At 53.5% G+C, this 26,784-nt stretch carries 23 protein-coding genes; 8 read left to right on the top strand and 15 right to left on the bottom strand.

The window, feature by feature from the left end:
* Nucleotides 1–2 precede the first annotated feature (2 nt).
* The 8 genes from arnF to nudI all read right to left on the bottom strand — a co-directional run bounded on the left by arnF (nt 3) and on the right by nudI (nt 8,096).
* Nucleotides 3–389 carry a 4-amino-4-deoxy-L-arabinose-phosphoundecaprenol flippase subunit ArnF gene (gene arnF / locus BZK42_RS06725; RefSeq protein WP_016153820.1) on the bottom strand — a complete coding sequence of 129 codons (387 nt, stop codon included), beginning with the start codon at nt 387–389 and terminating at the stop codon, nt 3–5.
* Entirely contained in the window at nt 389–724 is a 336-nt protein-coding gene (gene arnE, locus BZK42_RS06720) for a 4-amino-4-deoxy-L-arabinose-phosphoundecaprenol flippase subunit ArnE (RefSeq protein WP_016153819.1), read from the bottom strand. Before arnE ends, arnF begins: the two co-directional genes overlap by 1 nt.
* Nucleotides 721–2,379 carry a lipid IV(A) 4-amino-4-deoxy-L-arabinosyltransferase gene (arnT, locus tag BZK42_RS06715; RefSeq protein WP_080858934.1) on the bottom strand — a complete coding sequence of 553 codons (1,659 nt, stop codon included), beginning with the start codon at nt 2,377–2,379 and terminating at the stop codon, nt 721–723. Before arnT ends, arnE begins: the two co-directional genes overlap by 4 nt.
* Nucleotides 2,376–3,278: a 4-deoxy-4-formamido-L-arabinose-phosphoundecaprenol deformylase gene (gene arnD, locus BZK42_RS06710; protein ID WP_080858933.1), complete on the bottom strand. Its 903-nt coding sequence runs from the start codon at nt 3,276–3,278 to the stop codon at nt 2,376–2,378. The genes arnT and arnD overlap by 4 nt, the downstream gene beginning before the upstream one ends.
* A complete protein-coding gene (gene arnA / locus BZK42_RS06705) occupies nt 3,275–5,257 on the bottom strand; it encodes a bifunctional UDP-4-amino-4-deoxy-L-arabinose formyltransferase/UDP-glucuronic acid oxidase ArnA (RefSeq protein WP_080858932.1) in 1,983 nt (660 codons plus the stop codon). The genes arnD and arnA overlap by 4 nt, the downstream gene beginning before the upstream one ends.
* Nucleotides 5,254–6,237: an undecaprenyl-phosphate 4-deoxy-4-formamido-L-arabinose transferase gene (gene arnC, locus BZK42_RS06700; RefSeq protein WP_080858931.1), complete on the bottom strand. Its 984-nt coding sequence runs from the start codon at nt 6,235–6,237 to the stop codon at nt 5,254–5,256. The genes arnA and arnC overlap by 4 nt, the downstream gene beginning before the upstream one ends.
* Before the next feature lie 2 nt (nt 6,238–6,239).
* The gene (arnB, locus tag BZK42_RS06695) at nt 6,240–7,379 is read right to left on the bottom strand and encodes a UDP-4-amino-4-deoxy-L-arabinose aminotransferase (RefSeq protein WP_080858930.1); all 1,140 of its coding nucleotides are present in this window, start codon (nt 7,377–7,379) and stop codon (nt 6,240–6,242) included.
* Nucleotides 7,380–7,670: 291 nt separating this feature from the next.
* Nucleotides 7,671–8,096 (bottom strand): nucleoside triphosphatase NudI, encoded by a 426-nt coding sequence (gene nudI / locus BZK42_RS06690; protein WP_016153813.1) that lies wholly within the window; start codon nt 8,094–8,096, stop codon nt 7,671–7,673.
* Between the two features lie 318 nt (nt 8,097–8,414).
* On the opposite strand from nudI, the gene BZK42_RS06685 reads away from it, so the two are divergent.
* From BZK42_RS06685 to yfaU, 6 genes are all read left to right on the top strand, one after another.
* A complete protein-coding gene (locus BZK42_RS06685) occupies nt 8,415–8,957 on the top strand; it encodes a YfaZ family outer membrane protein (protein ID WP_016153812.1) in 543 nt (180 codons plus the stop codon).
* A 79-nt stretch (nt 8,958–9,036) separates the two neighbouring features.
* Nucleotides 9,037–10,239, top strand: a complete 1,203-nt coding sequence (locus BZK42_RS06680; RefSeq protein ID WP_080858929.1) for a nicotinamide mononucleotide deamidase-related protein YfaY — start codon at nt 9,037–9,039, stop codon at nt 10,237–10,239.
* Between the two features lie 218 nt (nt 10,240–10,457).
* Nucleotides 10,458–11,240: an IclR family transcriptional regulator gene (locus tag BZK42_RS06675; protein WP_016153810.1), complete on the top strand. Its 783-nt coding sequence runs from the start codon at nt 10,458–10,460 to the stop codon at nt 11,238–11,240.
* 13 nt (nt 11,241–11,253) lie between these two features.
* On the top strand, nt 11,254–12,459 hold the full coding sequence (gene rhmD / locus BZK42_RS06670; protein ID WP_016153809.1) for an L-rhamnonate dehydratase: 1,206 nt from the start codon (nt 11,254–11,256) through the stop codon (nt 12,457–12,459).
* Between the two features lie 56 nt (nt 12,460–12,515).
* On the top strand, nt 12,516–13,805 hold the full coding sequence (locus tag BZK42_RS06665; protein ID WP_047359210.1) for an MFS transporter: 1,290 nt from the start codon (nt 12,516–12,518) through the stop codon (nt 13,803–13,805).
* Between the two features lie 25 nt (nt 13,806–13,830).
* Entirely contained in the window at nt 13,831–14,634 is an 804-nt protein-coding gene (gene yfaU, locus BZK42_RS06660) for a 2-keto-3-deoxy-L-rhamnonate aldolase (protein WP_080858928.1), read from the top strand.
* Nucleotides 14,635–14,677: 43 nt separating this feature from the next.
* Here yfaU and BZK42_RS06655 read toward each other — a convergent pair whose 3' ends face one another.
* The 4 genes from BZK42_RS06655 to glpA form a co-directional block, all read right to left on the bottom strand.
* On the bottom strand, nt 14,678–15,592 hold the full coding sequence (locus BZK42_RS06655; protein WP_016153806.1) for an Rpn family recombination-promoting nuclease/putative transposase: 915 nt from the start codon (nt 15,590–15,592) through the stop codon (nt 14,678–14,680).
* Nucleotides 15,593–15,775: 183 nt separating this feature from the next.
* Nucleotides 15,776–16,966, bottom strand: coding sequence for an anaerobic glycerol-3-phosphate dehydrogenase subunit GlpC (gene glpC, locus BZK42_RS06650; RefSeq protein WP_016153805.1), 1,191 nt, complete (start codon nt 16,964–16,966; stop codon nt 15,776–15,778).
* A complete protein-coding gene (glpB, locus tag BZK42_RS06645) occupies nt 16,963–18,222 on the bottom strand; it encodes a glycerol-3-phosphate dehydrogenase subunit GlpB (protein WP_080858927.1) in 1,260 nt (419 codons plus the stop codon). Before glpB ends, glpC begins: the two co-directional genes overlap by 4 nt.
* Nucleotides 18,212–19,840, bottom strand: a complete 1,629-nt coding sequence (glpA, locus tag BZK42_RS06640; RefSeq protein ID WP_016157025.1) for an anaerobic glycerol-3-phosphate dehydrogenase subunit A — start codon at nt 19,838–19,840, stop codon at nt 18,212–18,214. Before glpA ends, glpB begins: the two co-directional genes overlap by 11 nt.
* A gap of 270 nt (nt 19,841–20,110) precedes the next feature.
* Here glpA and glpT point away from each other — a divergent pair, with 270 nt between their 5' ends.
* Together glpT and glpQ are read left to right on the top strand one after the other, a co-directional pair.
* Nucleotides 20,111–21,469, top strand: coding sequence for a glycerol-3-phosphate transporter (glpT, locus tag BZK42_RS06635; protein WP_016153802.1), 1,359 nt, complete (start codon nt 20,111–20,113; stop codon nt 21,467–21,469).
* A 3-nt stretch (nt 21,470–21,472) separates the two neighbouring features.
* The gene (gene glpQ, locus BZK42_RS06630; protein WP_016157024.1) at nt 21,473–22,540 is read left to right on the top strand and encodes a glycerophosphodiester phosphodiesterase; all 1,068 of its coding nucleotides are present in this window, start codon (nt 21,473–21,475) and stop codon (nt 22,538–22,540) included.
* 173 nt (nt 22,541–22,713) lie between these two features.
* Here glpQ and yfaE read toward each other — a convergent pair whose 3' ends face one another.
* The 3 genes from yfaE to nrdA form a co-directional block, all read right to left on the bottom strand.
* Complete coding sequence (gene yfaE, locus BZK42_RS06625; RefSeq protein ID WP_016153800.1) at nt 22,714–22,968, bottom strand: ferredoxin-like diferric-tyrosyl radical cofactor maintenance protein YfaE; 255 nt, start codon at nt 22,966–22,968, stop codon at nt 22,714–22,716.
* Entirely contained in the window at nt 22,968–24,098 is a 1,131-nt protein-coding gene (gene nrdB / locus BZK42_RS06620) for a class Ia ribonucleoside-diphosphate reductase subunit beta (protein WP_016153799.1), read from the bottom strand. The genes yfaE and nrdB overlap by 1 nt, the downstream gene beginning before the upstream one ends.
* A 112-nt stretch (nt 24,099–24,210) precedes the next feature.
* Nucleotides 24,211–26,496: a class 1a ribonucleoside-diphosphate reductase subunit alpha gene (nrdA, locus tag BZK42_RS06615; protein ID WP_016153798.1), complete on the bottom strand. Its 2,286-nt coding sequence runs from the start codon at nt 26,494–26,496 to the stop codon at nt 24,211–24,213.
* Between the last annotated feature and the right edge of the window lie 288 nt (nt 26,497–26,784).

Here is a 26,784-nt window from a genome sequence, read left to right as displayed (position 1 = left end):
TCTCAGGGTTGGCGCTGGTGTGAAGGTAAAAAAATCGTCAGTAGCCCTGCCATGATGCACAGCACTCCGGCGAGCGCTTTCGCTGAAAATATTCCCTGCCAGCCGGGCAGGATCATTGATGCAACCCACACCAGTACATAGCTCAGGCTGAGCAGGGCATACGCTTTGCTCAGTGCGAGCTGGTGCAGCGCTTTATGCCAGCAAATCACCGACAGTAAATACCCTGCCAGTCCGGCATACAGAGCAAACGCGCCGACGCTAAGAGAGAATACGGCGGAAATGAATTGCTGCGGCTGCAGCATTGGCGGCAGATTATCCATCGCAAAGCCGAGACTCAACTGGGCGGCTGATGTGATAATAACGCTGCATAATCCCCAAAAGATGCCCATTACACCGCACTCCCAAGAATAAAGATGCCGGTGATGATTAACCCCACTCCCAGCCAGTGGCGCGGGGTGACGGGTTCGCGCCAGATTTTCCAGGCAGCCAGAGTCACCCATACAAAATTAAGACTCAGCATGGGGTAGGCGATGCCGACCGGAATGTTCTGCAGCACCGCCAGCCATAGCAGCATGGCCAGACCGAGACTTGCCAGAGCAAGCCCAATCCATAGCGTAATGTGGCGTTTTCGCGCTCGAACGGGAACGGGTCGCGACGCCTGCTTCTGGCATAACTGACCGCAGACGCTGAGCAGGCTGGCGAGAACTAAGGCTATCCAGATCATTTCGGCCGATACTGAATCAGGACCAGACGCCCCTGATTATCGATATAGTCAGCGGGAGGGATAGCAAGTCGATTAATATCTTCATCCTTATCGACTGAAAGCACGAGCGTAATGTTTCCTTGCTGACGATGTTGCGCTAACCACTCGGCAAAGTTCCCCCGACCGACAAAACGCCCCTGGGCATCCGGATAGTTAAGGCCATATTTTAACTCGCCCGTTTGTCCGTACATTATGATGTCGTCACGCTTCAGGCTCCAGGCCAGCCCCGCGGCGACGCCAACGCTGTCGGTGAGAATATAACGGCTCGACTCCAGCGACTCTTTGGTCATCTCGACAAAAAATTGTGGCTGTTTAGATTCCATCACCCGGTCAGGAATGGAGAAGCCAAACAACAGTGCCAGGCCTAATGGACACAGCGCTGCGAACGTCCAGTTCTTCTCGCGGTTATTTAGCGTATACCAGCCAAAGAGCGTCCAGATGATAAAAATGCCCCACGCACAAAACACCTTATACGTTTCGATATGCGACCAGACCGGCGTCTTTAATGGACCCAGTGTAGAAACAATAAACGTGGCGACAATGCCGGTTACACCGAACAGAACGTTGATCCAGCCATTCACGCGCAACGCGGTTGCGCCTTTTTCCGCGGCCTGCAGGCCGAAACGCGCCGTCAATATTGCCAGCGGCGCGAAGCAGGAAAGAATATAGGTCGGCAGTTTTCCTTTCGCGATGCTGAAAAACAGGATTGGCATGATAATCCAGCTTAACAGGTACAGTGCACTGCGCGGAACATCCCGTTCACGCCAGCCCGTACGCAGCGCGCCGGGGAGCAGCCCGAGCCACGGTAATGCGCCAGCCACCAATACCGGAATGTAGTACCAGACGGGGGCCTTATGTTGGGCATCCTCCTGCGCGAAGCGTTGAATATGTTCAACCCAGAAGAAGTAATGCCAGAAATCCGGCTCACGCCGGGCAATCGCTATTCCCCAAGGCAGCACAGTCACGATGCAACCGACTACTGCCAGCAGACCGTAGATAATGAGATCTTTCCAGCGCTTTTGTACGAAAACCCACGGCAGTACGCTGAGCACAGGAACGGCGAGTGCCAGGAAACCCTTGGTCATCACGCCCATGCCGCAGGTTAACCCTAACAGCAGAAAGGCGGTAATTTTGCGCGTTCTGCTGGTGGCTTGCATCCCCTCCCAAAAGCAGCACATGCCCGCCATTAGCCAGAGCGCAATGATGGGATCAAGTACCGCGTAGGTGCCGATGCTGTAAACCGAAAAAAACGTTAAAAAGATAACCGAAGAGAGTACGGCGGTGCGCTTATCCCGCCACAACCGCATGGCTAGCCAGGCTACCATTAGCGCCGTCAGCAAAGTGGCAAAAATGGCTCCTGCTCTGACGCCGAAATTATTGGTGCCAAACAGCCATTGCCCGATGCTGTTTAACCAGTATCCGGCAATCGGTTTTTCAAAATATCGCAGCCCTAAAAAGTGCGGAACGATCCCGTCGCCAGAGGTCAGCATTTCCCGACTGATTTCGGCATAGCGCGTTTCATCAGGCTGCCACAGCAGGCGACTGTTGATGGGGAGAATAAAATACAGCGCAATAAAAGCGATAAATGCCAGGGTGTAGCGGACAGTATGTTTCATCTTGTCACACTCACTGGTTGTTGGCGGCCGACCCATCCCTCTCTGCCGGGTATTTTGCCACGCACGATCTGCCCTGTTGGCAGCGAACTGACATCGTCCGGTAACAGGTCGCCGAGCGGGCAAAATGTTATCCCCATGTCTGCGGCGCGAGTAAGCAGCTCGTCAAAATTCTGCTGAAAGGCGATGCCTTCAACTTCCGCATGAATGGTATACACCGGTGTTCCTCTGCTCATCTGGATGTGGGAAAGAATGTAAGCGTTGAAGTCCACCGCCTGGACTTCCTGACCAACCACTTCATCCCAGGTGGGTAGCGTGACGGGAATTTGCGGCGTACCTGTTTTCCCGGACGTCAGCACCGGACGGAATAACGACGTTCCCCGACAGTCGCTGTTATAACGCAGATGGAACGTTTCTTTGGCGTGGATGACGCGATCGTCGGCACGCCATCCGGCAACGGCAGAGCAGGTGACGGGTTGTCCGATAAGAGTTTCAAGGGCTGTGATGCCTCGTGAAATATCATCAATCAGCTGTTTGTCATTCCAGTTTCCGCTTCGCGCCTGCCAGGCATGGTGATCCCAGGCATGCAAACCGATTTCATGAATCAGGGCGGTTTGCGCAATGATCGCCGCGTTGGCCTGGCCGATCTCTTTTCCCGGCCAGGCGGTTCCCGCCAGCAATATATCCCATCCGTAAAGTGATGCGGCGTTTGAGCGCAGCATCTTCCACAGAAATTGTGGTTTCACAAGACGCCAGAGGTGGCGTCCCATGTTGTCCGGTCCAACGCTAAAGAAAAAACTTGCCCGCACGTTATGTCGATTCAATGTCTCCAGCAGGCGGGGTACGCCTTCGCGCGTCCCCCTGAAAGTATCGACATCTATGCGCAAGCCGACTTGGGTCATGATGTGTGTTCCGTGATATTCACACTGCGTAAGAAGAAGTCCAGCGTCTCTTCTACCGTTTCCTGCATCTCAATGGTGGGCTCCCAGTTCAGGCAGCGTTTCGCATTGCGGATGTTGGGCTTACGATGTTCAACGTCTTGATAACCTTTACCATAGTAGCTGCTGCTTTCGACGTCACGGAAACCGGCAAACGGCGGGAAGTGGTTACGCAATGGATGTTTTTCAAAGCAGGTAAGCAGCATTTCTGCCAGTTCCTGAATACTCGCTTCGTTCTGCGGATTACCGATGTTGATAATCTCACCGTCGCAGCGTCCGCCTTCGTTTTCAATGATGCGGTACAGGGCTTCGATACCATCCCGAATGTCGGTAAAGCAGCGTTTTTGCTTGCCGCCTTCAATCAGCTTAATCGGTGAACCTTCCACCAGATTGAGGATCAGTTGGGTAATGGCGCGTGAGCTGCCGATACGCGCGGCGTTAAGGCTGTCCAGACGCGGCCCCATCCAGTTAAATGGCCGGAACAGGGTGAAACGCAATCCCTCTTTTTCGCCGTACGCCCAGATTACGCGGTCTAACAACTGCTTGGAAACGGAGTAGATCCAGCGTGGTTTATTCACCGGACCGACGATCAGATTCGAGCTGTCCTCATCGAAGACTTTGTCGGTACACATGCCGTAGACTTCGGATGTTGACGGGAAAATGATGCGCTTACGGTATTTCACGCAGTAGCGAATGATTTTCAGGTTCTCTTCAAAATCGAGCTCAAATACGCGCAACGGGTTGCGGGTATATTCGATTGGCGTTGCGATCGCCACCAGCGGCAGCACGACGTCGCATTTTTTAACATGGTATTCAATCCATTCGGAGTGAATGCTGATGTCGCCTTCGACGAAGTGGAATCGCGGATGCTGCAGAAAACGTCCAATGGCGTCACTGCCAATATCGAGCCCATACACTTCGTAATGATCTTCTTGCAGCAGGCGTTCGGTCAGATGGTTACCAATGAAGCCATTGACGCCGAGGATCAGCACGCGTGTACGACGTTTAGTGGTGGTAACTGATTGACTGTTCAGGCGGGAGCCTGGAACCAGGCCCAGAACCTGCGCCAGTTGCGACCCTTGCATTGCAATACCATCGCCAGCTTGTCCGGTAATAATTTCCAGGGCGCCATCGCCACAGGCGATCAGCAAAGGAGAAACGGAGATGACGGTACCCGGTTGGGTCGCTGAGTCATTTACGCAAACGCGCGATGACCAGACGGTGAACTTTTGTGTACCGACATAGCTATATGCGCCCGGCCACGGATCGCTGACGGCGCGGACCTGGTTATGCAACTCCGCGGCAGATGTGTTCCAGTCGAGGAAGCTATCTTCCGGTGTACGGCGACCAAAACAGGTAGCATCTGCTTCCTGTTGGGGGCGTTCTGCATAATCCCCGGTTTTAATCGCGGGCAGTGCCTGTTCCAGCAGGTGACGCGCAGCCTGGCACAATTTATGGTGCAGCGTTAACGCCACGTCATCCGGCGAAATAGCGACGCGCTGCTGGGCAATAATGGCACCAGCATCCGCGCGTTTGACCATGCGGTGAAGCGTGACGCCGGTTTCGGTTTCGCCATTGACCAATACCCAGTTCAGCGGCGCGCGACCACGGTATTTCGGCAGCAACGAACCGTGCAGATTAAAAGCTCCCGCAGGTGCAAGACTGAGGATCTCATCACTCAGTAAATGACGATAGTAGAACGAGAAGATAACATCCGGCGCCAGTTGGCTAATGCGTTCAATCCACAAGGGATGATTGACCTCGTCCGGGGCGTAAACCGGAATTCCGGCGCTGGCGGCAAGGCGGGAAACCGATCCAAAAAATGCTTTTTCGCCCGGATTATCGGTGTGCGTGAAAATGGCAGCGATTTCATAACCTGCATCCAACAAAGCCTGGACACCCTGACATCCCATATCGTGATAGGCAAATACGATGGCTTTCATGCGCGGTTTTCCTCGGTTGACTGTGTGGTTTGTGGGCGGATAACGTGTTGAACAAAATAGCGGGGGCGGGCGCGGACATCGTTATAGATGCGACCGATATATTCGCCGAGTAAACCCATGCCAATAAACTGTGCGCCGATAAAGGTAAACAGGACGGCAAACAGCATGAATACCCCTTCCGCGGCCCACTGTGGACCGAGCGTCAGACGCAGAACCACAAGCAGGATAGACAAGGTAAAGCCAGTGGCGGCGATTACGCTGCCCAACAGGCTCAACATACGAAGTGGCGTTGTGGTCAGACAGGTCACCAGGTCATACATCAGGTTGATCAGACGCATAAAGCTGTATTTGGAGTCACCAAATTCTCGCTCTGCATGGTGTACCGGGATTTCCGTAGCGCGCCGGGCAAAAATGTTGGCCAGAATCGGGATAAAGGTACTGCGCTCCTGGCAATGCAGCATGGCATCGACGATGTGGCGGCGATAAGCGCGTAACATGCAACCGTAGTCGCCCATCGCTTTACCGGTGGTGCGCTGAATCAGATGGTTAATCATTCGCGATGCGGTCTTACGAAATACGCTGTCCTGACGGTTCTGACGTACCGTGCCGACCACATCGAAGCCTTCATCTGCGGTGGCGACCAGCCGTGGGATCTCCTCCGGCGGGTTTTGCAAATCGGCATCCAGTGTGATGATCACGTCGCCGGTGACATGACTGAAACCGGCCATAATCGCCGAGTGTTGCCCGTAATTGCGATTCAATAAAATAGAAACAATATGGCTGTTCGGTACCTGGGAAGCGTCCATCATCAGCTGAGCGGAATGGTCGCTGCTGCCGTCATCAATTAGCAGAATTTCATAGTCTTTGCCCAATTTTTCGCAGGCAGCGCTGGTGCGTCTGATTAACTCTGGCAAGCTTTCCTGTTCATTAAAAACGGGAATGACCACCGAGACTTTTTTGATCGGTGCTGCTTCAAACATGGTTATTGTCCTGCAATCTCGCGAAGTGCCGTAATTACCCGCTGGGTGTCATCGGCGGTCATGTCGGGGAATAACGGCAGTGAGCAAATGCGCGCGCTATTCCATTCTGTATTGGGGAGCGAAAGGGTAGTGAAGCGTTCGCGGTAATATTTTTGCGTATGGGCCGCACGAAAATGCAGACCGGTGCCGATATTTTTGGCCTTTAACGCTTCCATTAAGGCATCTCTGCTCACACCGCAGCGGGCTTCGTCAACGCGAATGATGAACAGGTGCCAGGCGTGAACGTGCGCCCACTGGGGCAGACTCAGTGGTTGAAATGGCGTATCGGCCAGCGCCTGTTGATACTCGCGGGCAATTTGCGCCCGGCGTGAGTTCAGGTGTTCCAGTTTATTTAGCTGTACCAACGCAATGGCGGCGTTGATATCCGTGAGGTTGTACTTGTACCCTGGCGCAAGCACTTCGGCCTGCGGCGCCCGGCCATAGGTTTGTCGATCAAAGGCATCAACGCCCAGACCATGAAACTTCAGGCTGCGAAGCCGTTGGGCAAGCTGGCTGTCGTCGGTAACGATCAACCCGCCTTCGGCGCAGGTAATATTTTTGATGGCGTGAAACGAGAATATTGCCGTGCCGCGCGCGCCGACATGACGACCTTTATACAACGTCCCTACGGCGTGGGCCGCATCTTCTATAATCGGAATGCCATAGCGTTCGCCAATGGCATAAATCGCGTCCAGGTCGGCGGGGGCGCCTGCGTAATGTACCGGAATAATGGCTTTGGTTCGCGGGGTGATGGCGGCCTCAATTTGCTCCGGTGTGACCATGAGCGTATCGCGGTCAACGTCGATCATGACTGGCGTCGCACCCAGCAGGACAATCATGTTGAGGGTAGAAACCCACGTCATTGACGGTGTAATAATCTCATCGCCTGCACCGATGTCCAGCGCCATCAGCGTGATGTGCATTCCTGCCGTAGCGGAGCAGACGGCGACGGCGTGTTGATTTCCCGTGAGCTGGCAGAAGGCTTCTTCCAGCTGTTGATTTTTCGGGCCGGTGGTTATCCATCCAGAGTCCAGAACCGTCTTCACAGCAGCAAGTTCTTCAACCCCCATTGCCGGGCGAGAGAAAGGCAAAAAGTCAGGCATCATTATTCCTTCAAGCCATTTAACGCCACCGACGTTTTATTTTTAGTGATAAACAGGGGCGTCGTTAATTATTTCATCAGGCTTCAAAGGGTAATGACGGAAGGTTAATTTATCCTTAAGAGTTTAAGGTTTGGGACAGATAGAGGAATAGTGTGTTTTTTATTTATCTTAATGAAAAAAAGATCATGTAGGTTCTTGAGTAGTTTGGGCGACATTGCCGTTATCTGCAGACTGATGAGCGCAATGCCGCTATTAAGAATGCTAATTATATGCCGTTATTAAAATGATGATTTACAGTAACCCTTTCAAGGTTAACGTTTTACGCGTGGCGATATTTAAATCGTAAGAGCCGAGATCTTCCGCTTTAACCCAGGCGAATGCCTGGAATTCTTCGTTAATCTTCACTTCACGATTAGCCGCCACACAATCGAAGATGAGATAAATCATATAAATCTCTTCCTGACTGCCATCGGCGTACGTTTTGGTGCGAACATCGTCACTGAAGGTCCATGGCGTAATATCTGATAACACCAGTTGTTCGCCCAGCTCTTCTCTTACTTCACGGCGCAAAGCTTCTTCAATACGTTCACCCGGTTCAACGCCGCCGCCAGAAAGCGCCCACTGACCGGGGAACACACCGCGGTCGTCAGCCATTTTGCACAGTAAATAACAGCCATCGTTTTGAATTAATGGGCAAACAATTGTTCTTTGGCGCATAAGTCGAATCCTTGTAGGGGGAGGTATAGAAAATTCCATCGTGCACGCATCTTACCTTTTGCTGGCGGTAGAAAAAACGCTTCATCGACGAATAACGCCGCTTTGGCAGGGAAAACAGGATGTTTGTAGAAAATGGCGTTCTGCTGCCATCAGTGGCGTAATTGCTACAAGAATTTAACCTTATCTAAATCTTGTGAGTAGTATTTGCTTACAATATGTTATTGCATCGCTTTTTTAGTGCATTGATTCCTCGTGATCTGACAGTACAATTCACCGGTTTTGGGGCTATGTTTTGATTCTTGCTGGAAAGGATAGAAAATGAAAAAAAGTTTAATGTTGGGTTTTGCCGGAATGCTGTTTGTTTCCGCGTCGGCGAGCGCGATTAGCATCAGCGGCCAGGCTGGCGAAGACTACACCAACCTGGGGTTCGGTATGGGTACTGAGACCACCGGTTTGGCCGTCAGCGGTAACTGGATGCATAACGATGACGACGGCGATGCGGCCGGTCTGGGACTGGGTCTGAATATTCCTCTCGGTCCGCTGCTGGCAACGGTCGGTGGGAAAGGCATTTATACTAACCCGAATGATGGTGACGAGGGTTACGCGGCGGCGGTCGGTGGCGGTTTGCAGTGGCCGATTGGCGACAGCCTCCGCCTGTTTGGCGAGTATTATTACTCTCCCGATTCTCTTTCCAGCGGTATCGACAGCTATGAAGAAGCGAATGCAGGTGCGCGTCTGACCATTATGCGTCCGCTGAGCATTGAAGCCGGTTATCGCTACCTGAACCTGGCAGGCAAAGACGGTAACCGCGATAACGCGATTGCTGACGGCCCGTACGTTGGGGTTAACGCGAGTTTCTGATTTTTCCGGCGCGGCGTTCAGTCGCGCCTTCCCCCCTCCATGCGTTATAGTGTTTTCATCATAAAAGCAGGAGAACACGATGTTAAACGTGGAGATGCTATCCACCGGGGATGAAGTGTTGCACGGACAAATCGTCGACACGAATGCCGCCTGGCTGGCCGATTTTTTCTTTAATCAGGGGTTACCGCTAACCCGTCGCAACACGGTAGGTGACAATCTTGACGATTTGGTCGCCGTTTTGCGTGAGCGTAGCGAACATGCCGATGTACTGATCGTTAACGGCGGTCTGGGACCAACCAGCGATGACTTGAGCGCGCTGGCGGCGGCCACGGCAAAAGGTGAAGGGCTGGTGCTGCATGAAGCATGGCTCGCCGAGATGACGCGTTATTTCCGCGATCGTGGACGCGTGATGGCACCGAGTAACCGCAAACAGGCTGAGCTACCTGCCAGCGCGGAATTCATCAATAATCCGGTAGGAACCGCGTGTGGGTTTGCCCTGAAGCTTAACCGCTGCCTGATGTTCTTTACCCCAGGAGTGCCATCAGAATTTAAAGTTATGGTTGAGCATGAGATCCTGCCGCGTTTGCGTGAGCGTTTTTCGCTGTCTCAACCCCCGCTATGCCTGCGATTAACCACCTTTGGTCGTTCTGAAAGCGAGCTGGCGCAGAGCCTGGATCCGCTGCAATTGCCTCCGGGAGTGACAATGGGCTACCGCTCGTCAATGCCGATTATCGAACTGAAGCTGACCGGGCCGGATTCCCAACGGGAAGCGATGCTGGCGCTGTGGCCAGAAGTTAAGCGGGTTGCCGGGCAGAATATGATTTTCGAAGGTACGGAAGGTTTACCCGCGCAAATCGCCCGCACGTTGCAGGAACGGCAATACAGCCTGACGCTAAGCGAACAATTCACTGGTGGTCTGGTGGCGCTGCAGCTTTCGCGCGCGAATGCTCCGCTGTTGGCGAGCGAAGTGGTTCCGCCCCAGGAAGAAACGCTGGCGCAAACGGCACACTGGATAACCGAACGACGCGGCAACCATTATGCCGGGCTGGCGTTGGCGGTATCGGCTTTCGAAAACGAACATATTAACTTTGCGCTGGCAACGCCTGATGGAACGCATGCCTTACGCGTACGGCTGAACGCTAATCGTTATAGTTTGTCGGTGCGTCAGGAAGTGTGCGCAATGATGGCGCTCAATATGCTGCGCCGTTGGCTCAACGGGCAGGATATTGCCAGCGAACACGGTTGGATAGAAGTGGTTGAATCCCTGACGCTGCCTTCCTGACTTGCACTCTCTCACGCGCTTGTTATGGGAAGGCATACTGGCCTTCCCGTTATCAGTCCAACCTGTTGTACTCTCTGTAAAAAAATCCGTGCGTTAGTTCACAATTATGCTCGTTTTTTCTCCAGCCAGCTGGAAGAACGAGAGGATTTGATGCGCTTCACAATTTTAACCCCCTTAACCTACCACACTGATTCCAGTATCTCAGACTGGAGTCCAGTATGTTGGAATCAAGCAAAGTTCCCGCGCTCACCAGGGCGATCGAAATACTCAATCTCATTGCGCGTATCGGCCCATGTAGCGCCGCCACCATCATAGAGGCACTGGGTATTCCAAAAAGCACCGCATACCTGTTACTTAACGAACTGAAGCGTCAGCGCTTTATTAGCATTGATCATCAGGAAAATTACTGCCTGTGGACCAAGCTGGTTGAGTTGTCCGGGCATGCGCTGAGCAAGATGGATTTACGTGAACTGGCGCGTCCGCGGCTGACACAACTGATGGATGAGACAGGGTTACTTTGCCATCTCGGGATCATCGACCACGAAAGCGCGTATTACATTCTGAAAGTGGAATCGTCATCCACTATCAGCGTGCGCTCCCACGAAGGGAAAAGTCTTTCGCTCTATCGCTCGGGTATCGGCAAATGCCTGCTGGCCTGGCAACCGGCAGCCGCACGAAAAGCCATTATTGAACAGCTGATATGGGAACAGGCAACGCCGACCACTATCACCAGGCCACAGCAGTTGAATGACGAGCTGGAGCGTATTCGACAGCGTGGATGGAGCTTTGATAATGGCGAAGATTATCCCGATGTTCGTTGCGTCGCAGCGCCTGTTTTTAACGCTAACAATGAACTGACCGCCGCGATTTCAGTGGTCGGCACTCGTCTGCAAATTAACGAAGAGAACCGTGATTATCTGGCCGGTAAAGCGATTGCCTGCGCCAGGGATATTTCACGCCTGTTGGGATGGAAAAGTCCCTTCGACTCACTCGCTTCATAAAAAGGAGAACACCATGACCCTACCTAAAATTAAACACGTTCGTGCCTGGTTTACCGGTGGTGCTACGGCGGATAAAGGCGCTGGCGGCGGCGACTATCACGATCAGGGCGCTAACCACTGGATTGACGATCATATCGCCACGCCAATGAGCAAATATCGTGAATATGAGCAATCGCGCCAGTCCTTTGGCATCAACGTATTAGGAACACTGATTGTTGAAGTGGAAGCTGAAAACGGACAGACCGGTTTTGCTGTTTCCACGGCAGGGGAGATGGGGTGCTTTATTGTGGAAAAGCATCTCAATCGTTTTATTGAAGGGAAATGCGTCAGTGATATCAAACTCATTCACGACCAGATGCTGGGCGCAACGATGTACTACTCCGGCTCCGGCGGTCTGGTGATGAACACCATCTCGTGCGTGGATCTGGCGCTGTGGGATCTGTTTGGCAAGGTGGTGGGTTTACCGGTCTACAAACTATTGGGTGGCGCGGTACGCGACGAAATTCAATTCTACGCGACCGGTGCGCGCCCTGATCTGGCGAAAGAAATGGGCTTTATTGGCGGCAAAATGCCGACCCACTGGGGGCCGCATGACGGGGATGCGGGGATCCGCAAAGATGCGGCAATGGTAGCCGACATGCGTGAGAAATGCGGTCCGGATTTCTGGTTGATGCTCGATTGCTGGATGAGTCAGGACGTGAACTATGCCACCAAACTGGCCCATGCCTGCGCACCGTCTAATCTGAAGTGGATCGAAGAGTGTCTGCCGCCGCAGCAGTATGAAGGTTATCGCGAGCTGAAACGTAACGCTCCGGCGGGGATGATGGTCACCAGCGGTGAACACCACGGGACGCTGCAGTCCTTCCGCACACTCTCAGAAACCGGCATCGATATCATGCAGCCGGATGTGGGCTGGTGCGGTGGGTTAACCACGCTGGTGGAAATTGCCGCTATTGCTAAATCGCGCGGACAGCTGGTGGTGCCGCATGGTTCCTCGGTTTACTCGCACCATGCGGTGATCACGTTCACCAATACCCCGTTCAGCGAGTTTTTGATGACCAGCCCGGATTGTTCAACGATGCGTCCACAGTTTGATCCGATCCTTCTGGACGAACCGGTACCCGTCAATGGCCGCATTCATAAGTCGGTGCTCGACAAACCAGGATTTGGCGTCGAGCTTAACCGCGACTGCAATCTGAAGCGCCCTTATAGCCACTAATGACCAGTGCGTTGCCAATACCACGGCAACGCCCTCATTTCTTTGAGGATCTTGCTATGAGTACCACGTTACTTGATGGTGTGGTGAAGAAAAACCGCGCCCGTTTGATTCCCTTTATGCTGGCGCTGTATGTGCTGGCGTTTCTTGACCGCTCGAACATCGGTTTTGCCAAAGAGACCTATCAGATTGATACCGGTCTGAGCAACGAAGCTTATGCGTTGGGCGCGGGGATTTTCTTTGTGGTTTACGCCTTTCTGGGGGTTCCTGCCAACCTGTTGATGCGTAAATTTGGTGCCAGAACCTGGATTGGTACCACCACGTTGCTTTGGGGATTCCTCTCTGCGGCGATGGCATGGGCGGATACTGAATCGAAATTCCTGATTATCCGTACTCTGCTGGGGGCGGCAGAGGCGGGCTTCTTCCCCGGTATGATCTACCTGACGTCCCAGTGGTTCCCCCAGCGTAACCGCGCCAGCATCATGGGGCTGTTCTACATGGGGGCGCCGCTGGCGTTAACCCTGGGATCGCCGCTTTCCGGTGCGCTGCTGGAGATGCACGGGTTTATGGGGCATCCGGGATGGTTCTGGATGTTCGTTATCGAAGGTTTACTGGCGGTAGGTGCGGGTATTTTCACCTTCTTCTGGCTGGATGATACCCCGCAGCAGGCACGTTTCCTGAGCGCGGAGGAAAAGGCGTTACTTATTAGCCAACTGGCGAGTGAAGAGGAGAAAAAGGTCACTTCGCGCCTGTCGGATGCGCTGCGTAATGGCCGTGTCTGGCAACTGGCGATTATCTATCTGACGATCCAGGTGGCGGTGTATGGCCTGATCTTCTTCCTGCCAACTCAGGTTGCTGCGTTGTTAGGGACAAAAGTGGGCTTTACGGCTTCGGTCGTGGCGGCAATACCGTGGGTGGCGGCGCTGTTTGGTACCTGGCTTATTCCCCGCTACTCCGATCGCACCGGCGACCGGCGTAATGTTGCCGCGCTGACGCTGCTGGCGGCAGGAATCGGCATTGGCCTTTCCGGGCTGGTTTCACCGGTACTGGCGATTGTGGCGCTCTGCGTCGCGGCGGTCGGTTTCATTGCGGTACAGCCGGTGTTCTGGACGATGCCAACGCAACTTCTTTCCGGGACTGCTCTGGCGGCGGGGATCGGCTTCGTCAACCTGTTTGGTGCCGTCGGCGGCTTTATTGCTCCCATTCTGCGCGTCAAAGCCGAAACGGTGTTTGCCAGCGATGCGGCGGGCCTGCTGGTCCTCGCGGGCGTCGCGATTATTGGCTCGCTAATCATCTTTACGCTGAGTGTGAACCGTTCAGTTTCACAAGCAGGCGCTGCGCATCATTAATCTTATCTACGTTGTAAGGATCGTTATGAACGCATTGTTATCAAATCCCTTCAAAGAAGGATTACGCAAAGGGGAAGTCCAGGTCGGCCTGTGGCTTAGTTCGACCACCTCTTACATGGCGGAGATTGCCGCGACGTCGGGCTATGACTGGCTGCTGATTGATGGAGAACACGCGCCGAACACGGTGCAGGATCTTTACCATCAGCTGCAGGCGGTAGCGCCTTATGCCAGCCAGCCTGTGGTTCGCCCGGTGGAGGGCAGTAAAGCGTTGATCAAGCAGGTGCTGGATATTGGCGCGCAGACGCTGCTTGTCCCGATGGTCGACAGCGCAGAGCAGGCGCTTCAGGTGGTTTCCGCGACTCGTTATCCACCGCTCGGCGAGCGTGGTGTCGGCGCCAGCGTGGCACGGGCGGCGCGCTGGGGGCGTATCGACAATTATATGGCCCAGGCTAATGAATCACTCTGCCTGCTGGTACAGGTCGAAAGCAAAGCGGCACTGGATAATCTGGATGCCATTCTGGACGTTGACGGTATTGACGGTGTCTTTATTGGCCCGGCGGATCTTTCTGCGTCGTTGGGCTATCCGGATAATGCCGGACACCCGGAGGTGCAGCGGATCATTGAGCAAAGCATTCGCCGTATCCGCGCAGCCGGAAAAGCAGCCGGTTTCCTCGCTGTTGACCCAGCAATGGCGCAGAAATGTCTGCAATGGGGAGCAAATTTTGTCGCGGTAGGCGTGGATACCATGCTTTATACCGAAGCGCTGGATCGCAGGCTGGCAATGTTTAAGCCAGGCCAGAGTACGCAAACGTTGAAAAGCAGTTATTAATATCGGGCCCGGTGGTGTAGTGCCATCGGGCCTGAAATAGCTCCTAATGGTGATGTTCTGTCACGTCGTCAGCAGAAAATCCGGTAATGGTCAGGACTGTCTCATGATCGATGCCTCGCTCCAGCATCATGCGGGCAATACGTAATGCTTCTTCTCGTGTTCCTTTTAGCCAGCCTTCCTGCAATCCATTGTGATGGCCTTCCTGGCGTAGTTTCTCTGCGATCGTCATCAATTTCTCCTTGTTATGGGGTGAGCGCCCGGCAATTTCACGGATAAATTCGCTGACATGAGAAGCCTCACCGCGCTGTAGCAGATAATTAAACAGCGTTTGCAACTGGCTGTCATTAACGGTACGAGTAACTAAAAGCGCGACCAGCCTGTCCACCAGTCCCATCAAATCGCGATCGCGGATATGTTTTTGCATCAGTTCAAGTAGAGCGATACGCCGATGCTGCATAATCTCGTCGTCAGATACCACAGTGATGTCCACTAGCGGAAATGCTTCTGAGTAAAGCTTGCGCGCCAGTTGTGGGTAATCAAATTCGTCCAGCCAGTTGAGCGACCACGGATACGGGCTCTGTTGCCCGTGATAAAAAAGCATGGGGATAACCAGAGGTAGCGTTCTGTATCCGGCATCCAGGTGATATTGCATGGCGGCAGTGGCATAACGCATCAGGCGAAATGCCATGTGTTGTACCGCTGTACTCTGATGTTCGATAACGCAGTAGATGTAGCCTTCACCTTCGCGGGTTTTTAACGACCACAATACGTCGGAATAGTAAGCACGGAGATCCTTTTCGATAAAACTGGTAGGCTCCAGCTTCAGCGTTTGCAGGTCACATATCTCGCGTAATGCGACGGGAAGGTGAATTTCAAGAAAATCGCGAGCCATCTCAGGATAAGAAATTATCTTTTTAAAAACCGCATCATGCGGTGTTGATGTTGCTGATTTAGCCATGGTAGTCCGTCACCAGAGGAAGAAGATGGCGTGACGGTACCCACGGATGACGTGGGCTGCATTCGTGGAATTGATTTTTTGCGTGGAGGGGTCAGAGATAAATACGTCCGCTTGCAACGTATTCAGTTATATACAACGGCATTCGCAAAAATGCCCGGTAGCAAATGCCACCGGGCAACAGAATTAACCTAACGCTTTGGCAAGCAGGGTGATGGGATGTTCGCAACGTTTGCTTGTCGACATCTCAATCTGCCATTTACAGGTTTCGCAGTCGGTGACGACGATATCAGCGCCGCTGTCTTCAATCTGGCGGAACAGCGGTGCGCCAATGGACTGCGATGTCGGGTAGTTTTCCTTTTTAAAGCCGTATGTCCCGGCAATCCCGCAGCATTGCGAGTCCAGCACCGTTAGCTCCAGCCCTGGAATTTGTCGTAGCAGTTCCAGCGTGTAGAGCGTCCAGCCCATTTTCTCCATGTGGCATGGCGTGTGGTAGACCACTTTCAGCGGCAGCGTTTTCAGCGGCAGCGTTTTGCCTTCATCCAGCTTGCGCCACAGCCAGCGGGTTGCCAGTTCAATGTGTTCGCGTAGACCTGAGTTGTCGACGTCCAGCACCTCCGGATATTCATCACGCAGTGCAAAGGTGCAGGTTGATGAGGTGGCGATCACCGGAATGCCTTTACCGTCAATTGCTTCTCTGAGGGAGGCCACGTTGCTCACCGCCTGCTTACGCGCTTTATCGGTAAAACCGTTGGCAATCAGCGGTACGCCGCAGCATTTCTCTTTGCTCAGCAGTTGCACCCCGGTTCCCATCGCATTCAACACTTTGATCAGGTCTTTGCCGAGCTGCGGATGGTTGTAATTCACAAAACAGCCGTGGAAAAAGGCAACCTGATCCTGATATTGCGCTTGCTGAGCGGCAACGCTGCGATACCAGCGGCGGAAGGTGCCGAAAGAGTACTTCGGCAGCGTACGGCGATGGTCGATTTTTAGCGCGTAATCCAGCAACTGACGCACCGGTTTGAGTGAGGTGGCGGTATTCACTATCGGGGCGAACGGTGTGGACACGCTACCCATCAAATCGGTATGGCTTAAGACAAAGTTACGCAGCGACGGACGCGTTGTGTCGTATTTGGCGCGCGCGCGTTGGATGATATCGCCAATCTTCACATCTGACGGACAGGCTACTTCGCAACGCTTACAGTTGATGCAGTATTTCAGCGCATCGTCATATAACGCGCCATCTTTCAGGCGCAGACGCTCACCGTCCGGTCCGGCCTGTTTAGGACCAGGGTAGTTCGGATTGACGCGACTTACCGGGCAGGCCGTGGTGCACACCGTGCATTTGATACAACTTTCAAAACGTGTGTCGCTCATTGCTGGCCTCCTGCACGTTTCGCAATATGATGTGCGGCGTGTAAGGCGCTAACAGCGCACACGCCGCCTCCGCAACCCTGGGCGATAGGGTCGAATCCGCCGAGAACGGAACCGATGGCATACATGTTCTCTACCGTTTGTCCCGCCAGCGACGGGCGCAGCCCGGCATCGGTCGTAACGCCAAACTGCTGCCACGGTTGTGGGTCGAATACGTCACGCTCATACCACTCGGCGCGGGTGGCGGTTTGCTGTACATCCAGCCCCAGGATAGGTTCGTAGATGGCCTCACGCGTGGCGACCAGTCCGCTGCTGAAGAAGCTGCCGCTGGCGAGCACGGCGAAACGTGGCCGCAAAGGAATATCGGCATGATTACGGGTCCAGATTTCGCTGACTACGCCGTCCTGACAGGTGATTTTCTTCACTTCATCACCCGGCATCCAGACGCCGCCCTGGCGCACAAACTGGCGCTGCAATTTGTTATGCAAACGCATACCCAGTACCGAAGGCGGGAGAGTCGGTAACAGCGTCAGCGAGCAGGGGAGGCGCTCGTTAAGCCATTGCCAGAGCTGTTCATCCGCCAGACCGAAGCAGGCCGGCATAATTATCATGTCGCAGGTTTTTGCTACTGGCAGTAAAGCGTCATAGAGCAGCGACCATTTATCTTCGTTATCCAGCAGGCGCGCAATATTGACGGCGCGAAACTCGGTCGGGTTATCACGCAGGACATCCAGCTCAGGCAGATCGATTTCTGCCGTCTCGACGCTGAGATTGCGTTGACGCAGCGACGCCGCGGCGAGATGTGCCTGAAAATCCAGTAAACCGCTAATACCTACAACGCAGATACGCTGCGCGGACAGCGGCCAGACCGGAACTTCCGGGGAACTTAACCAGGTTGAGCGCAGCGTTCCCAGCGGGGTGATGCGTTGATGTGACTGATGTACCTTGCCTTGCAAATGAGTTCCGCATTCTTCGAGAAGATTTTGCGCCTGCTGGGCCAGCTCCAGGACGTTGTGCGTTCCGATGGTGCTGTACGGGTGCGCGGGTGCCTGAGTGCGCAGCGCATTCAGGCCTGCTTCTATATCCGTCACCGGTTGGCCATCGGGTAAGTTGCTGAGCAAATCCAGTGAGCCGGAGGAGAAATGCAGGGCGCTTTGGCCGCGAGTGACAATCGTGCAGCGTAAACCGCTTTTTTGCAGTTGCAGGCCGCACAGCAGTCCGGCCAGGCCGCCGCCGATAATGACGGTATCAAATTTCATCCTGGTGCTCCTTTTCCAGACCGCACAATCCCTGATAGACCCAGCGTGTGAATTCGCTTTCGCGCAGCGCATCTCCCCAGGCGATAGGCTGCACGCCTTTCCAGCGTTCATTGAGGAAATCGGAAAGCTGGGTGATAGATTGCGCGGCGGTGGTGACATTAAAACGTTGCAGCAAACCTGCGGCGCGGCAGGCACACAATTCGCCCTGGCAGGTCCCCATTCCAACACGGGTACGGCGACGCAAATCCAGCAGGCTGTTGACGGTCAAATTCTCGACGGCGTACTGCACTTCACCTGCAGTGACCGCTTCGCATTCACAGACCAGGCTGCGGTGCTGACGACCTTCGCTAAGCCACGCAGGGGTGCGATCGCCGTGACGGTAGACCGCTGAGCCGCGCAGTGGCGCGGGCAACGAGATCACGCGTTTGAGCGTATGCTCGGTCGATTCTTGTGAGCCAGGCAGCGCCGTGTCTGCCGTTGTGCAAGGTTGGGTATTGCCCAGCTTACGGCAAACGGCATCGGTGGCCCACTCTGCCATCAGGCGGTAGGTCATCAATTTGCCGCCAGTAATGGTGATAAACCCGTCCAGTCCGTCACGCTGGGCGTGATCGAACAGTACAATCCCACGACTGACGTTACGGCCACTTGGATCGTCGTCGCTGGCTACCAGAGGACGCACGCCGGAGTAGGCGCGTAAAATGCGCGTTTTCGCCATAATCGGCGCCAGTTTTTCGCCTTCACGCAGCAATATATCGACCTCTTCTGCGGTGACGCGGTTGCTGTCGATATCATCGTAATCAATGTGCTGTGAGGTGGTGCCAATCAGCGAAATGGTATCACCGGGCACCAGGATATCGGCGTCAGACGGCTTACGACAGCGGTTGATGACATGCTGGTTAATGCGGTGATCCATAATCAGCAGCGAACCTTTGGCCGGGAACATACGGATGCTCAGATCGGCATATTCCGCAATGCGCTGGCCCCAGATCCCGGCGGCGTTGACGACTACCGGTGCATGCAGAGACTGCATCTCACCCGTCAGATGATTGCGTACGTTCACGCCGCAAACCGTTGCCCCTTCACGAATCAGTCCCGTCACTTCATGCGCCGTTAAGATTACTGCGCCATGCTCACGCGCATCCAGCATGTTGGCGGCGGTTAAGCGGAAAGGATCAACCGTGCCGTCCGGCACTTTTACCGCGCCAATCAGCTGTGGGTTGACGGAAGGTTCGATAATGCGCGCCTGCTTAGGGTCAATTGCTTCTGCGCGAATACCGGCCTCTTCACAGGCGCGAATAAAGGTTGCCTGGAAGGAGAGTTCATCTTCCGGCAGGGTAATAAACAGACCATCCGTCGGCTCAACGCAATGACGGGCGATACGTTTGAGAATTTGGTTTTCGCTGATGCACTCCCGGGCAGATTCAGCGTCGGTGACGGCGTAGCGTGCACCGCTGTGCAGCAGACCGTGGTTACGTCCGGTCGCCCCTGTGGCGATATCGTGGCGTTCCACTAAGATGACGCGCAACCCGCGCAGCGCACAATCGCGTGCGATCCCTGCACCTGTTGCTCCTCCACCAATGATAATCACGTCACTTGTTTGCGAGTCGCGAATTTTCATTGTTTTTCCTCACAGTTCGTTTTTTATCATTTAGCCACATAAAAAACATGGATTGTTTGATTTCGCGCATAATCGCTCATTATTCGAAAATGAAACGTGATTTCGTGCGCCTTTATGAACATTTGTCATAAATCTGTAACAATATGTGCAGCGTTTCACATTTTTGTTATGTATCTTTCCTTAACATCGCGGCCACACTGGGAGCGGTAGGGTAGTAATGACGAACTGCAGTGTTTACTTCGAATGAAAGACGGCCACGGAGGCTACACTATGTTGAGCATTTTTAAACCAGCGTCACACACGGCGCGTTTGCCTGCAGCGGAGATCGACCCGACATATCGTCGATTACGTTGGCAGATCTTTCTGGGGATATTCTTTGGCTATGCCGCGTACTATCTGGTACGTAAGAACTTTGCCCTTGCGATGCCGTATCTGGTTGAGCAAGGTTTCTCGCGTGGCGATCTGGGTTTTGCGTTATCCGGTATCTCCATTGCTTACGGATTTTCGAAATTCATCATGGGGTCCGTTTCGGATCGCTCGAATCCGCGCGTTTTCCTGCCAGCGGGTCTGATTCTGGCCGCCGCAGTCATGTTGTTCATGGGCTTTGTGCCGTGGGCGACTTCGAGCATTGCGGTTATGTTTGTGCTGCTGTTCCTCTGCGGATGGTTCCAGGGAATGGGTTGGCCGCCGTGTGGTCGTACCATGGTGCACTGGTGGTCGCAGAAAGAGCGTGGGGGCATTGTCTCCGTCTGGAACTGTGCGCACAACGTGGGCGGTGGTCTGCCTCCTCTGTTGTTCCTGCTGGGTATGGCCTGGTTCAATGACTGGAAAGCGGCGCTGTACATGCCTGCTTTCGGTGCGATCGTCGTCGCGCTGTTTGCTTTTGCTCTGATGCGTGATACGCCGCAGTCTTGTGGCCTGCCGCCTATCGAAGAGTACAAGAACGACTATCCGGACGATTACAACGAGAAAGCGGAAGAAGAGCTGACTGCGAAGCAGATCTTCATGCAATACGTACTGCCGAACAAACTGTTGTGGTACATCGCTATCGCCAACGTGTTTGTTTATCTGCTGCGTTACGGCATCCTGGACTGGTCCCCGACCTATCTGAAAGAAGTGAAACATTTCGCGCTGGATAAATCATCCTGGGCCTACTTCCTGTATGAGTATGCGGGTATTCCGGGCACGCTGCTGTGCGGCTGGATGTCGGATAAAGTCTTCCGTGGCAACCGTGGTGCGACCGGCGTGTTCTTTATGACGCTGGTGACTATCGCGACTATCGTCTACTGGATGAACCCGGCAGGCAACCCGAACGTGGATATGGCTTGTATGATTATCATCGGCTTCCTGATCTACGGTCCGGTAATGTTGATTGGTCTGCATGCGCTGGAACTGGCACCGAAAAAAGCGGCGGGTACGGCGGCTGGCTTTACCGGTCTGTTCGGTTATCTCGGCGGTTCCGTAGCGGCGAGCGCCATTGTTGGCTATACCGTTGACTTCTTCGGTTGGGACGGCGGCTTTATGGTGATGATTGGCGGTAGCGTGCTGGCGGTTATTCTGCTGGTGGTCGTCATGATTGGCGAAAAACGCCATCACGAAGAGATCGCACTGAAGCGTAACGGGGGCTAATAGATGAAAACCACATTGAAAAGTCTCAGCGTGGCGCTAATGCTGACAGGTATTGTGGTGAGCAGCGCGGCGGTTGCCGCAGAAAAAATCGTGATTGCGCACCGTGGCGCCAGCGGTTATCTACCGGAGCATACGCTGCCAGCAAAAGCGATGGCTTATGCTCAGGGGGCTGATTACCTGGAACAGGATTTGGTGATGACCAAGGACGACCATCTGGTTGTCCTGCATGACCACTACCTTGACCGCGTCACCGATGTTGCCGAGCGTTTCCCGGATCGTGCGCGTAAAGATGGGCGCTACTACGCTATCGACTTTACGCTGGATGAGATTAAATCGCTGAAATTTACCGAAGGCTTTGATATCGAAAATGGCAAAAAGGTCCAGACCTACCCGGGGCGTTTCCCGATGGGTAAATCTGATTTCCGTGTGCACACTTTCGAAGAAGAGATTGAGTTTGTTCAGGGATTAAATCATTCAACCGGTAAAAACATTGGCATTTACCCGGAAATGAAAGCGCCGTGGTTCCATCATCAGGAAGGGAAGGACATTGCGGCTAAAACGCTGGAAGTGCTGAAAAAGTACGGGTACACCGACAAGAACGACAAGGTTTATCTACAGTGTTTTGATGTCGCAGAGTTAAAGCGCATTAAGAATGAACTGGAACCGAAGATGGGGATGGATCTCAATCTGGTACAGTTGATTGCGTACACTGACTGGAATGAAACTCAGGAGAAAAAGCCGGACGGTAGTTGGGTTAATTACAACTACGACTGGATGTTTAAACCGGGTGCCATGAAGCAGGTTGCGCAGTATGCGGACGGCATTGGGCCGGACTATCACATGCTGATTGATGAGAAGTCGAAGAAAGGCAATATCTCGTTAACGGGCATGGTACAGGACGCGCATCAGAATAAGATGGTGGTGCATCCTTATACCGTTCGTGCCGATCAACTGCCGGATTACACCACTGATGTAAACCAGCTGTATGACATTCTGTATAACAAGGCGGGCGTTGACGGGCTGTTCACCGACTTCCCCGACAAAGCAGTGACATTCCTGAATAAAGAGTAATGGCACAAGGTCTGTGATGCACCTCCGGTCACAGGCCCGGTTGGATCAAACGTTATTAACGGCTAGATAAGGCCGTCTGCCGTCAACGTGGCCATACCTGCCTCCAGGAGAAATAAAGAGCTGCCGTCCATCGGCGGCTCTTTTTTTAGTCGTAATTTTTATCCCGCCACGCGTTACAGCTCTATTTCAATATCGCCTTTTGCCCGACAGCAGCAGGGCAAAATTTCACCTGGCTGAATGAAGGCCAGAGGTTCGGCAATCCAGTCGACCTGTCCCGCTACCAGACGGGTACGGCAGGAGCCGCAATAACCTGCGCGGCACTGGTATTCAACTTCAACATTGTGCGATTCGAGCGCGGCAAGCAGGGAAGGATGTTCATCCTGGCACAGCAGTTGTGTGCCAGAGATGCGCAGAGTAACGCGGCCCATCAGAGCTGGAAGTTACTCAGGTCGTCGGTATCGACTTCCGAATCGATCTGGCCGACCAGGTAAGAGCTGACTTCCACTTCCTGCGGCGCAACCTGCACGTTATCAGACACCAGCCAGGTGTTGATCCATGGGATTGGGTTAGAGCGGGTCTGGAACGGCAAGTCGAGTCCGACAGCCTGCATACGGATGTTGGTGATGTACTCAACGTACTGGCACAGAATGTCTTTGTTCAGGCCAATCATTGAGCCGTCACGGAACAGATAATCCGCCCACTCTTTTTCCTGCAGCGCGGCCTGTACGAACAGGTCGTAGCATTCTTGTTTACACTCTTCGGCGATTTCCGCCATTTCCGGATCGTCCACGCCGCTGCGCAGCAGATTCAGCATATGCTGGGTCCCGGTCAAATGCAGGGCTTCATCGCGGGCGATCAGGCGAATAATTTTCGCGTTGCCTTCCATCAGTTCGCGTTCGGCGAAGGCGAAGGAGCAGGCGAAGCTGACGTAGAAGCGGATCGCTTCCAGCGCGTTCACGCTCATCAGGCACAGATACAGCTTCTTCTTCAGTTCACGCAGGCTTACGACAACCGTTTTACCGTTAACGGTATGCGTGCCTTCGCCCAGCAAATGCCAGTAGCTGGTCATCTCAATCAATTCGTCGTAATAGCTGGAAATGCCTTCCGCGCGTTTCTGGATCTGCTCGTTGGTGACGATGTCATCAAACACCACCGCCGGATCGTTCACGATGTTACGAATGATGTGGGTGTAGGAACGGGAGTGGATCGTTTCTGAAAACGCCCATGTTTCCACCCAGGTTTCCAGCTCAGGGATCGAGATTAACGGCAGCAGCGCCACGTTCGGGCTACGTCCCTGAATGGAGTCCAGCAGCGTCTGATATTTCAGGTTGCTGATGAAGATATGCTTTTCATGTTCCGGCAGCGCCTGGAAGTCGATGCGATCGCGAGAAACATCAACTTCTTCCGGACGCCAGAAGAAAGAGAGCTGCTTTTCGATCAGTTTTTCGAAGATGTCATATTTTTGCTGATCGTAGCGGGCGACGTTCACCGGCTGGCCGAAGAACATCGGTTCCAGAAGTTGGTTATTTTTCGTCTGTGAAAAAGTGGTGTATGCCATTGATGTGAATCCTTTGTGGGATGAGTGCCGGATGGCGTTACAAGCACCCTTTCCGGCCTACAAACCAAGCTACTGTAGGCCGGGTGAGCCTGGTGCCACCCGGCATCGTTCATCAGATCTTACATGCGCCGCTTTCGCAGCCATCGTCCTGAATGGACGGCACCAGATCGTCCTGAGAATCTTCCGCACCGTCACGGGTGTTTTGATAATACAGCGTTTTGACACCAAATTTGTAGGCGGTGAGCAGGTCTTTCAGTAACTGCTGCATCGGTACTTTTCCGGATGGGAAGCGCGACGGATCATAGTTGGTGTTGGCGGAAATCGACTGATCGATAAATTTCTGCATGATACCTACCAGTTGCAGATAGCCATCGTTGTTCGGCATTTCCCACAGCAGTTCGTACGCGTCGTGCAGGTGTTCGTAGTCCGGCACGACCTGGCGCAGAATACCGTCTTTCGACGCTTTGATGCTCACATAGCCGCGCGGTGGTTCAATACCGTTGGTGGCGTTAGAGATCTGCGAAGAGGTCTCCGATGGCATCAGGGCTGACAGCGTGGAGTTACGCAGACCGTGCGTTTTGATGGATTCGCGCAGTTGTTCCCAGTCCAGATGCAGCGGCTCGTTGACAATAGCATCGAGATCTTTTTTATAGGTATCGATCGGCAGAATACCTTTGGAGTAGGTCGTTTCGTTAAACCACGGGCACGCGCCTTGCTCTTTCGCCAGCTCGTTAGAGGCTTTCATCAGGTAATACTGAATGGCTTCAAAGGTTTTGTGAGTCAGGTTGTTCGCGCTGCCGTCAGAATAACGCTTACCGTTTTTCGCCAGCCAGTAGGCGTAGTTGATCACGCCAATACCCAGCGTACGGCGACCCATCGCGCCGCGTTTGGCGGCAGGAATCGGATAATCCTGATAATCGAGCAGCGCATCCAGCGCGCGCACCGCCAATTCAGCCAGCTCTTCCAGCTCGTCCAGGCTGTTGATAGCACCGAGGTTAAATGCGGACAGCGTACACAGCGCAATTTCGCCGTTTTCGTCGTTAACGTCGGTCAGAGGTTTGGTCGGCAGGGCGATTTCCAGGCACAGGTTAGACTGGCGCACCGGAGCGACAATTGGATCAAACGGGCTATGGGTGTTGCAGTGGTCAACGTTCTGAATATAGATACGCCCGGTAGAGGCACGTTCCTGCATCATCAGTGAGAACAGCTCAACGGCTTTCACGCGTTGCTTGCGGATACTGTCGTCGTTTTCATATTTGGTGTACAGACGTTCGAATTCGTCCTGGTCAGCGAAGAACGCATCATACAGGCCTGGAACGTCGGACGGGCTGAACAGCGTGATGTCGCCGCCCTTCAGCAGACGGGTGTACATCAGTTTGTTGATCTGTACGCCGTAGTCCATGTGACGCACGCGGTTGCCTTCGACGCCACGGTTGTTTTTAAGGACCAGCAGGCTTTCAACTTCCAGGTGCCACATTGGGTAGAACAGCGTTGCAGCACCGCCGCGTACGCCGCCCTGGGAGCAGGATTTTACCGCAGTCTGGAAGTGCTTGTAGAACGGAATACAACCGGTGTGGAACGCTTCTCCGCCGCGGATCGGGCTACCCAGCGCACGGATGCGACCGGCGTTGATACCGATGCCGGCGCGCTGGGAAACGTATTTCACAATCGCGCTGGAGGTGGCGTTGATGGAGTCCAGGCTGTCGCCGCACTCGATCAGTACGCAGGAGCTGAACTGACGGGTAGGGGTGCGCACGCCGGACATAATCGGCGTCGGCAGCGAAATTTTAAACGTAGAAACGGCGTCGTAGAAACGTTTTACGTATTGCAGACGCGTTTCACGCGGATAGTTAGAGAACAGGCAGGCCGCTACCAGAATGTAGAGGAACTGCGCGCTTTCATAAATCTCACCGGTAACACGGTTTTGTACCAGGTATTTACCTTCTAACTGCTTCACCGCAGCGTAGGAGAAGGTCATATCGCGGTCGTGTACGATGAACGAGTCCATCTGCTTGAACTCTTCTTCCGTGTAGTCTTCCAGCAGATGATTGTCGTATTTGCCCATTTCAACCATTTTCACGACATGGTCGAACAGTTTCGGCGGTTCAAACTCGCCGTAGGCTTTTTTGCGCAGATGGAAAATCGCCAGGCGAGCAGCCAGGTACTGATAATCCGGTGCCTCGCGGGAGATCAGGTCGGCGGCAGCTTTGATGATTGTTTCATGGATATCGGATGTCTTGATACCGTCATAAAACTGAATGTGGGAGCGCAACTCGACCTGAGAAATCGATACGTTATTCAGTCCTTCTGCCGCCCAATCCAGAACTCGGTGGATTTTGTCGAGATTGATGCGCTCTGTACTACCATCACGCTTTGTCACCAGCAGACTCTGATTCATGTGGTTTTTTACCTGTCCGTGAAAGAAAAAATATCCCCCATATTATCCACAAAGTCATGTTGTGACTAAGTCTGTGGATAAATACTATATGTAGGGGTTGTTTGATAAAGTAGACGCTATATGGTGAGTATTCTAGTAGGGATTCTTTTCAGTACAAGAGTTGATTTTGAGGTTAAATTGAGGTTGCAAAAGGGTAATAATCGCTAAGTGCGCGTCTTATAAGGCCTGGCGAGGATGTCAATAATTGAGAAAAAAAATAGAAAATTTGATCGAGTGCTGATTTCTTCA

Origin of the sequence: Citrobacter braakii (assembly GCF_002075345.1) — a bacterium.
Classification (GTDB): Bacteria; Pseudomonadota; Gammaproteobacteria; order Enterobacterales; family Enterobacteriaceae; genus Citrobacter; species Citrobacter braakii.
The sequence above is the reverse complement of the archived record's forward strand: the minus strand, read 5'-3'. Positions and strand labels throughout refer to the sequence as shown.